Origin of the sequence: Caballeronia sp. INDeC2 (assembly GCF_023631325.1) — a bacterium.
GTDB lineage: Bacteria > Pseudomonadota > Gammaproteobacteria > Burkholderiales > Burkholderiaceae > Caballeronia.
In genome coordinates, this window is record NZ_JALQDG010000027.1 from 437,222 (window position 1) to 445,873 (window position 8,652).

Annotated in this window: 8 protein-coding genes; 5 read left to right on the top strand and 3 right to left on the bottom strand. The window is 62.4% G+C overall.

Annotated elements, in window-relative coordinates; genetic code table 11:
• Nucleotides 1–208: 208 nt before the first annotated feature.
• On the top strand, nucleotides 209–1,600 hold the full coding sequence (locus NCS28_RS17575; protein WP_250515019.1) for a polyhydroxyalkanoate depolymerase: 1,392 nt from the start codon (nucleotides 209–211) through the stop codon (nucleotides 1,598–1,600).
• On the opposite strand, the gene NCS28_RS17580 is transcribed toward NCS28_RS17575, so the two are convergent.
• The 3 genes from NCS28_RS17580 to NCS28_RS17590 are packed head-to-tail and all read right to left on the bottom strand — an operon-like array spanning nucleotide 1,601 to nucleotide 3,999.
• Nucleotides 1,601–2,947: an ATP-binding protein gene (locus NCS28_RS17580; protein ID WP_250515048.1), complete on the bottom strand. Its 1,347-nt coding sequence runs from the start codon at nucleotides 2,945–2,947 to the stop codon at nucleotides 1,601–1,603.
• A gap of 23 nt (nucleotides 2,948–2,970) precedes the next feature.
• Nucleotides 2,971–3,684: a response regulator gene (locus NCS28_RS17585; protein WP_250515020.1), complete on the bottom strand. Its 714-nt coding sequence runs from the start codon at nucleotides 3,682–3,684 to the stop codon at nucleotides 2,971–2,973.
• Between the two features lie 12 nt (nucleotides 3,685–3,696).
• Nucleotides 3,697–3,999: an EF-hand domain-containing protein gene (locus tag NCS28_RS17590; protein ID WP_250515021.1), complete on the bottom strand. Its 303-nt coding sequence runs from the start codon at nucleotides 3,997–3,999 to the stop codon at nucleotides 3,697–3,699.
• A 249-nt stretch (nucleotides 4,000–4,248) separates the two neighbouring features.
• Here NCS28_RS17590 and NCS28_RS17595 point away from each other — a divergent pair, with 249 nt between their 5' ends.
• The 4 genes from NCS28_RS17595 to NCS28_RS17610 form a co-directional block, all read left to right on the top strand.
• The gene (locus tag NCS28_RS17595) at nucleotides 4,249–4,551 is read left to right on the top strand and encodes a hypothetical protein (protein WP_250515022.1); all 303 of its coding nucleotides are present in this window, start codon (nucleotides 4,249–4,251) and stop codon (nucleotides 4,549–4,551) included.
• A 122-nt stretch (nucleotides 4,552–4,673) separates the two neighbouring features.
• A complete protein-coding gene (locus NCS28_RS17600; protein ID WP_250515023.1) occupies nucleotides 4,674–4,955 on the top strand; it encodes a DUF3303 domain-containing protein in 282 nt (93 codons plus the stop codon).
• Nucleotides 4,956–5,129: 174 nt separating this feature from the next.
• Nucleotides 5,130–5,966: a 3-oxoadipate:acetyl-CoA acetyltransferase gene (locus tag NCS28_RS17605; protein WP_250515024.1), complete on the top strand. Its 837-nt coding sequence runs from the start codon at nucleotides 5,130–5,132 to the stop codon at nucleotides 5,964–5,966.
• Between the two features lie 725 nt (nucleotides 5,967–6,691).
• On the top strand, nucleotides 6,692–8,652 hold a 1,961-nt coding region (locus NCS28_RS17610; protein ID WP_350029798.1), incomplete at its 3' end, for an ESPR-type extended signal peptide-containing protein.

Genomic DNA, 8,652 nt, shown 5'->3' on the forward strand with positions numbered 1-8,652 from the left:
GAGGTCTCCTCGCGCGTCGTGCACCAAGACGGATCGAACGCGATGCGTGCAGGCACCGAAAGGCGGCAAAACGCGCTCGTGGAGGTTAGCGGTGCAAAGGGTATGCCAATCGCCCCGTCGAGTGAGCCGCAGCTTCAGTCGATTGGCATAGCTATTGCCTTGTTTCAAGGCTCCAAAGAAACGCATGCGCCGCCCGCGTGCAAGAGAGATGAATCCCTTTGCTTACGCGGGCTATCAGGCCTGGTCCGATTCGATGTTGCCGATACGTCACGCCGCCTCGCTCATCGACGGCGCATTGCGTGTCTGGAAGGACATCGGCGACACGCCGCAGGGCCGCGGCCTCGCGGCGTTCTGCGAGCAGATCGAGCTTGCCGGGCTCACGCATGCGCGGCCTGCGTTCGGCATCGCGCAAGTCGACGTCGAAGGCAAGCCAATGCGCGTCGTGGAAGAGATCGCGGCGCGCACGCCGTTCTGCGATCTGCTGCATTTCCGCAAGGCCGATACCTCCGTCGCGCAGCCGCGCGTGCTCGTCATCGCGCCGATGTCCGGCCACTTCGCGACCTTGCTGCGCGGCACGGTGCGCACGATGCTCGCCGACCACGACGTCTATATCACCGACTGGCGCAATCCGCGCGACGTCTCGCTCGTGCACGGCCGTTTCGGCTTCGACGAATACGTGCACCACATCATCGATTTCATCGAAACGATCGGGCCGGGGACGCATCTGCTCGCGGTGTGTCAGCCGACCGTCGCGGCGCTGTCGGCGGTCGCGCTGATGGCCGAGGAGCGGCATCCGGCCGAGCCGGCGAGCATGACGCTGATGGCCGGTCCCATCGACACGCGCGTGAATCCGACGCGCGTGAACGAGCTTGCGAAGAGCAAACCGATCGAATGGTTCGAGCGCAACCTGATCGGCATGGTGCCGTTCGGTTTCGCGGGCGCGATGCGGCGCGTCTACCCGGGCTTCGTGCAACTGGGCGCGTTCATGTCGATGAATCTCGCGCGCCACGTCGAATCGTTCGAGGAGATGTATCGTCAGCGGGCGAAAGGCGATCCCGCGCAGGCGGACGCGATCCGCGTTTTCTACGAGGAATACTTCGCGACGATGGACCTCACCGCGGAGTTTTATCTCGAGACCGTCGATACGGTGTTTCAGCGGCACGCGCTGCCGTTGAAGCAGCTCGAAGTGCGCGGCCGCAGGGTCGATCCGTCGGCGATCCGGCGCACCGCGCTTTTCACGGTCGAAGGCGAGCGCGACGATATCTGCGCCGTCGGCCAGACGCTCGCCGCGCAGGATCTGTGCGACAAGCTGCGGCCTTACCTGAAGGCGCATCACGTGCAGACGGGCGTCGGGCACTACGGCGTGTTCAACGGCAAGCGCTGGGAGCGGCAGATTTATCCGCGCATTCGCGCATTGATCCACGACAACGAGCCGAGCCCCGCCGGCGTCAACGCGCGTGCGCAGCCGCTGGTCCCGTTGCAGGCGATCGCGCCGCTCGCGCGCGAATCGACGCTCGTCGAGGAACAGGCGCAAGCGGTGAAAGAGGGCGGCGCAAAACAGGCGATCGCCGATCCTGACGACGCGCACGCCACGGAATAGTCAGCCCGCCGCGATGCCCGACAGCGGCAGCACGATGCGCGACTCCGCACCGCCGCCTTCGCGCGCGCGCAATTCGAGCGTGCCGCCATGCAACCGCGCAATGCGCTCGACGATCGCGAGACCGAGGCCCGTGCCTTTCGGCTGGCCTTCGCCGCCGCCGCGCTTGAACGGCTGCTTGAGCGCTTCCGGATCCTGTCCGCCGAGTCCCTTGCCGCGATCCGCGATCACGATGCACGCGGCGTTCGCCCGCGTGTCGGTCCACGTGCGCACTTCCAGCCCGACGACGCCGTACAGCACCGCGTTCTGCATCAGGTTCATGAGCATGCGCATCATGCTGATGGGCCGAAACGGGAACGGTTCGATCGCGCCGAGATCGAGTGCGAATTCGTGTCCCAGTCCCGCGAAATCGGCTGCGAGATTGGCGATCAGCGTATTGAGATCGCCGACGACGGGCGTCTCCTTCGCGCCGCTGCCCGCGTAATCCATGAACTGCTGGAGAATCGTGTCGATGGTGTCGAGGTAGCCTTCCGCCGATGCCGCGAAGCCCGCGTCCTTCGAGGGCACGGAGGACATCGCCATGGCGAGGCGCAGCTTGGTCATCGGCGTGCGGATGTCGTGCGAGATGCCCGCGAGCATCAGCGCGCGCGTGGCTTCGGCTTCCTTCAGCGCGGCCGTCATGCGGTTGAATGCGCCGCTCACCTGTGCGATTTCGGTCGGGCCGTCCGTCGGCAGGACGCCGGGCTCGCCGCCCGCGGAGACTAGCCGCGCGGCATCGGCGAGATGCGCGAGCGGGCGATTCAGGTGACGCTGGATCACATAGGCTGTCGCGAACGCGAGCGCGCCGAGTCCGAGCGACAGAAGGAGCGCGGTCACGATGCCGTCATCGTGCGCGGCTTCGGGCACCGGCAGCGCAAGCCAGCGCGGCTCGCCCGACAGATGCGCGCGGATCCACAATCGCTGCTGGCCGTCGTCGGCCGCGTCGCCGCCTTGCCAGCGCACGAGCATGCCGGCGGGCAAATGCTGCCGCAAGCTCTCCACGAAAGTCCGACGCTGATACGTTTGATAGAAGCGCAAGCGCGATTCCGGCGCCGTTTCGTGCGCGCCGGCGGGCAGCTCGGAGTGAATGTCGAGATGCGCGGCGACGGTTTGCGCGGCGTCGGGCGGCGTCGTTTGCAGAAGCGTGTCGAGCGTGACGATGTAGCTCGCGAACGTCGCGGCCGCCCGTTCGATGCGCGGCGTCTGGATGAAGTGCAGCAGCACCGCGATCGCGCATACCTGGCTCACCGCGACGAGTGCGACGAGCAGCAGGACGTTGCGCGCGAACAGCGAGCGCGGGACGAGATTCACACGGGGCACGCGAGGCACGGCGCTCACGATTCGATTTCGGCGAGCAGCATGTAGCCGACGCCCCACACGGTCTTGATGAAGCGCGGCTTGCCCGGGTCTTCCTCGACGATCTGACGCAGCCGCAGCACCTGCACGTCGATGCTGCGATCGAGCGCGTCGTGATCGCGGCCACGCGTCCGGGCAATGAGGTTGTCGCGGCTCACCGCGCGGTTCGGCGACGAGCCGAGCGCGTGCAGCAGCTGCATCTGCGCGGAATGGATCTCGAACGGCTCGCCGTTGCGATAGAGCTTCTGCTTGGCGAGATCGAGGCGGAATTCGCCGAAACGGACGACTTGCTGCGTGTGCGTCGGATCGCCCGCGGCGATTTTCTGGCGGCGCAGCAACGCGCGCACGCGAGCGACCAGCTCTTGTGGCAAAAAGGGCTTGGCGAGGTAATCGTCGGCGCCGGTTTCGAGGCCGATCACCTTGTCGACCGGATCGCCCTTGGCCGTGAGCATGAGGATGGGCAGGGTCTGTCCTTCGGCGCGCAGGCGCTTGCAGACCGAGAGGCCGTCTTCGGGCTCCATCATCCAGTCGAGCACGAGCAGGTCGTAAGGCTCGCGCTGAAGGTAGCGGTCGAGCCGCTTGCCGTTCTCGACGACGCGGACCTCGAACCCCTGCGAACTCAGAAAGCGCTGCAGCATGTTGCGCAACTCGGCTTCGTCGTCGAGCACGATGATCTTCGGCAGGGTTTCCATGGAGGCTCCGGATCAGCGTTGTGCGGCGTGCTCGCGCATAAAGGCTTCGATCTGCGGCAGCGTCACGTAGCCGTTCTTCTGCGTGTCGATCTGATCGAAGTGTTTAGCCACCATCGGCATGCCCGCCGATGCCTGCTCGCGCGTGAGCTTGCCGTCGTGCGTCGTGTTGGCGTTCGAGAAGCGCGTCTGTAACTGCCCGAGCGCGCGTTCGACGCGCGGGCTCGCGCCCATCGGCTGCGTGGCGGTTTGCGCGAATGCGGCGCCCGGCGCGGCGCACGCCGCGCATGCCGCAAGCATGACAAGAAGTTTTCGCATGGCTGTCTCCCTGGTGCGGATACGAATGAACGTCGAGGTTGATGCCATTCTATTGAGCCGCGCGGCGAACGCAATCTGGTGAATGCTACGAATCATGTCGCCGGATTTCATGCGAGGTTGCGCCGACATGTGGCGAAATAAGTTATGGATCACGCTTCGGGCCACGCTTCGCTATCGTTCTCATCGCCGGCAGATGTGCTTCCTTGACGCTGCCGAATTCCATGTCTCACGATGCATGAGGACTTCACCATGAACTTCCGTTTGCTCAGCGTTTCCGCCGTTGCCGCCATCAGTCTGACTTGCGCGAAAACCGCATCGGCTGGAACGAGCGTGCAGGTTTCGTATGTCGCGCCCGCTGTGGTTTATGCACCGCCGCCGCGTCCCGTGTATTACTACGCGCCGCCTCGCTACTATGTGCCCGCGCGCACTGTGGTCGTCGCACCTCCGCCGCCGAGGCCGGTCGTCGTCGTGGCGCCTTATGCGGTTGCGCCGGCCGTCAGGATCACCTACGCGCAGCCGGTGCTCGCGACGCCCGTCGTCGTGATGCATTGAACGAGCGATGCGATACGCGGCTGCCTCCTATACTGGATGAACCGCATCGGCCCGATATACCGATGCGGCGGCGACCCGGCGCTTCGCGCCGTTTCATGGCGTTCCAACAGGAGGATCGAGCCATGCTATTCATCGTCAACTGGACTGCGCAGCCCGAGGTCGAACGGCAGGCGGCCGAGCGATTCATTGAGACTCGCGGTGCGCCGCCGGACGGCATCAAGCTTATCGGACGCTGGCACGCGATCGGCTCCATCTGGGGGATTGCCGTGTGCGAATGCGACGACATCGAACCGCTCGCGCGGTGGGCGCACGAGTGGGCCGATCTCTTCATGTTCGACATCAAACCCGCGATCACCGACGAGCAGGTCGGCAGAATGCTGATGGAATACGCGGAGCGGCAGTAGCCGATTCTTCGTACGAACGGCGTTTGTGGCACGGCAGGTGGGTTAGGGTTTGTTTGGCTTGCAGCGGAAAGGACGATGCCTCACCATTCAGAACGTACTAGTTAGTTCAAATTTGAGCGCTGTTCGCGATCCCCGCATTATTGCCGCAAGGATGGCGCCATCAAGGAGCGAAGCGTGACCCAATCCCCTACGAAAGAACCTTGCGTGATATCGGTGGCGATCACCGGCTCGGTACCGCGCAAGAAGGACAATCCCGCGGTGCCGATCACGATCTCCGAGCAGATCGAGAGCACGCACGAGGCGTATGAAGCGGGCGCGACACTCGTGCATCTGCACGTGCGCGACGAAGATGAACGTTCGAGCTCGGACCGGCATCGCTTCGCGGAGTTGCAGGAGGGCATCCGCAAGCATTGTCCGGACATCATCATCCAGTTTTCGACGGGCGGGCGCGGACGCTCGTTCGAGCAACGCGGCGCCATGCTCGATCTGAAACCCGACATGGCGTCGCTCGCGACGGGTTCGGTCAATTTTCCGACGATCGTCTACGAGAATCCGCCCGACTTCGTGCGCTCGCTCGCGCAGATGATGCTCGATCACGATGTGAAGCCCGAGATCGAAATCTTCGATCTGGCGATGCTCTACAACACCGTCGATCTGGTGAATCAGGGCTTGCTGAAGCCGCCCGTGCATGTGCAGTTCGTGCTGGGTGTGAAGAACGCCTTGCCTGCGCGGCTCGAAATTCTCGAGTTCGAAGTCGAGCAATTGAAGAAGAATCTACCCGACGCGACGTGGACTGCGGCGGGCATCGGGCGTCATCAGCTCGAGGTGAATCACTGGACGTTGCAGCTCGGAGGGCACTGCCGGACGGGGTTGGAAGACAACGTGCGCTGGGACAAGGACACGCTCGCGAAGAGCAATGCGCAGTTGGTGAGCCGGGTGGCGTCGCTGTGTGCGGAGTATGGGAGGCCGGTGGCAACGGCGAAAGAGGCGCGGGAGTTGTTGTCGATCTGAGTGTTGTATGTGCGGGGCAGAGGCGCGTCGTTGGGAAACCACGGCGCGCTTTTTTGTTTGTCGAGGCCGGACGGCTGCGCTTCCTTTGCTTGCGCGGTTCGTGTTGTGGTCGATGCGAACGCACATCTGCGTGTTCGGCCATGTACTCGCTTCCTGATGATGGTGGACGAAGACTTCCCGCTGCTATCTCGTCCTCGATGACAGACAGCTTTAGCGACATCGGCGTTGTGTCGAAGCCCTGTGAGCACCGCGAATCCCGAAAATAGAGGCAAATCCTAAACGATCTCCGTTCCAAATTTCGATGTCTATTGGCAGTCGATTAATGTGATTGACCGCCGAAAATCAGTAGTTGAAAGAGCTCCGCTTCTTTCGCGCCAAGATTTTTGACTCTTTGCGCGATATGTGCCGTCCAATTTTTTCGACTCGTAAGACGTAAATTTCGTTTTTCAGAATTTATGAATGGTAAAGCTCGTCAGGAACGCTAAGAATTGCGCGAATTACGCTTCTGGGAGAGGCGGCGGCGATCGTGAAACATTTCGTGATAAAAAATTAGGATGGCGAATCAATGAGCCAAGCCAAATTGATCTAATGACCCTCGATTCGAACGCTAGTCGATCCGACGCAATCGAAGTACGAGAAATGACGAGTTATTTCCCACACCTGCCATGCGCGGGCGTTCCATGCCGAAACATGAATTTTGAGCGGTTGAATCTACGAGGTTTTGAGTGAACAAGACGTATAGGGTAGTTTGGAATCAGGCGCGGGGCGAGTGGGTCGCAGTGTCTGAAGTCGCTCGGACGAAGGGAAAGAGCACGAAGCGATCAGTGGTTGCGGTTGCTTCCGCGGTGGCCACGCTCACGGGCGGAGCTGCGCACGCGGCGGATGCGAATAGCTATTTAAATGGCGTCTTCGACACGAGCGCGCTGTTGAATTGCTTCTCATCGACGGCTAGCGGTCCACAGAACGGTGCTGGTTGTGACAGCGGCGGCATGACTGGCGTGGGCTTTGTGGCGTTTGATCAAGCTGCCACGGCGGGCGCTTATGCGCTTGCTACAGACTCCAACACCCTTCGGTTTGGCACTGCGGGTAGCGACCAGCTGACCATTACGACGGACCCCACCGGTACGACCAAGATAGATACGTATGCGCCGATCACCGCACATGCGACGATCGACATGGATCGGAACAAGATCACGGGAGTCGCCGCGGGCATATTGAGCAGTGGTAGCTTCGACGCGGTCAACGGCGGCCAGCTATTCACGGTGTCCAGTTCGATGTCCGCGGGCTTGAGCACGGCGTCAAGCAGAGTGAATTCGCTATCGACGGGCCTGAGCACGGCGAATTCGAATATCAATTCCGTGTCGGCTTCGGCATCGACGGGCTTGAGCACTCTGACGTCGACCGTGAGTTCGCTGTCGACCGGACTTAGCACGGCAGCGTCTGGCCTGGACTCGTTGTCGACATCAACGTCGACGGGTTTGAGCACGGTGACATCTAACGTCAGCTCGCTTTCCAGCGGACTTAGCACGGTGACGTCCAACGTGAGTTCGCTGTCGAGCGGTCTCAGCACGGTGACGTCGGGTCTGGACTCTCTGTCGAGTTCGACCTCGACGGGTTTGAGCACCGTGACTTCGGGCCTCGATTCGCTGTCGACGTCCGCCTCGACAGGCTTGAGCACAGTGACGTCGGGCGTCGCATCGCTGTCCACCGGATTGAGCACGGTGACTTCCGATGTCAGTTCGCTGTCGACGGGCATGAGCACGGTCACGTCCAACGTGAGTTCGCTGTCCACCGGTCTCAGCACGGTGACGTCGGGTCTGGACTCTCTGTCGAGTTCGACCTCGACGGGTTTGAGCACCGTAACTTCGGGCGTCGCATCGCTGTCCACCGGACTGAGCACGGTGACCTCCGATGTCAGTTCGTTGTCGACGGGCATGAGCACGGTCACGTCCAACGTGAGTTCGCTGTCCACTGGTCTCAGCACGGTGACGTCCGGTCTGGACTCTCTGTCGAGTTCGACCTCGACGGGTTTGAGCACTGTAACTTCGGGCCTCGGTTCGCTGTCGACGTCCACTTCGACAGGCTTGAGTACGGTGACGTCGGGCGTCGCATCGCTGTCCACCGGACTGAGCACGGTGACCTCCGATGTCAGTTCGCTGTCGACGGGCGTGAGCACGGTCACGTCCAACGTGAGTTCGCTCTCGACGGGTCTCAGCACGGTGACGTCCGGTCTGGACTCTCTGTCGAGTTCGACCTCGATGGGTTTGAGCACTGTAACTTCGGGCCTCGGTTCGCTGTCGACGTCCACTTCGACAGGCTTGAGTACGGTGACGTCGGGCGTCGCATCGCTGTCCACCGGACTGAGCACGGTGACCTCCGATGTCAGTTCGCTGTCGACGGGCGTGAGCACGGTCACGTCCAACGTGAGTTCGCTCTCGACGGGTCTCAGCACGGTGACGTCCGGTCTGGACTCTCTGTCGAGTTCGACCTCGATGGGTTTGAGCACCGTGACTTCGGGCCTCGATTCGCTGTCGACGTCCGCCTCGACAGGCTTGAGCACAGTGACGTCGGGCGTCGCATCGCTGTCCACCGGATTGAGCACGGTGACTTCCGATGTCAGTTCGCTGTCGACGGGCATGAGCACGGTCACGTCCAACGTGAGTTCGTTGTCGACCGGTCTCAGCAC

Coding starts and splice junctions, on each gene's coding strand:
- NCS28_RS17575 (WP_250515019.1), top strand. CDS start 209: ATGAATCCCTTTGCTTACGCGGGCTATCAGGCCTGGTCCGATTCGATG.
- NCS28_RS17590 (WP_250515021.1), bottom strand. CDS start 3,999: ATGCGAAAACTTCTTGTCATGCTTGCGGCATGCGCGGCGTGCGCCGCG.
- NCS28_RS17585 (WP_250515020.1), bottom strand. CDS start 3,684: ATGGAAACCCTGCCGAAGATCATCGTGCTCGACGACGAAGCCGAGTTG.
- NCS28_RS17595 (WP_250515022.1), top strand. CDS start 4,249: ATGAACTTCCGTTTGCTCAGCGTTTCCGCCGTTGCCGCCATCAGTCTG.
- NCS28_RS17600 (WP_250515023.1), top strand. CDS start 4,674: ATGCTATTCATCGTCAACTGGACTGCGCAGCCCGAGGTCGAACGGCAG.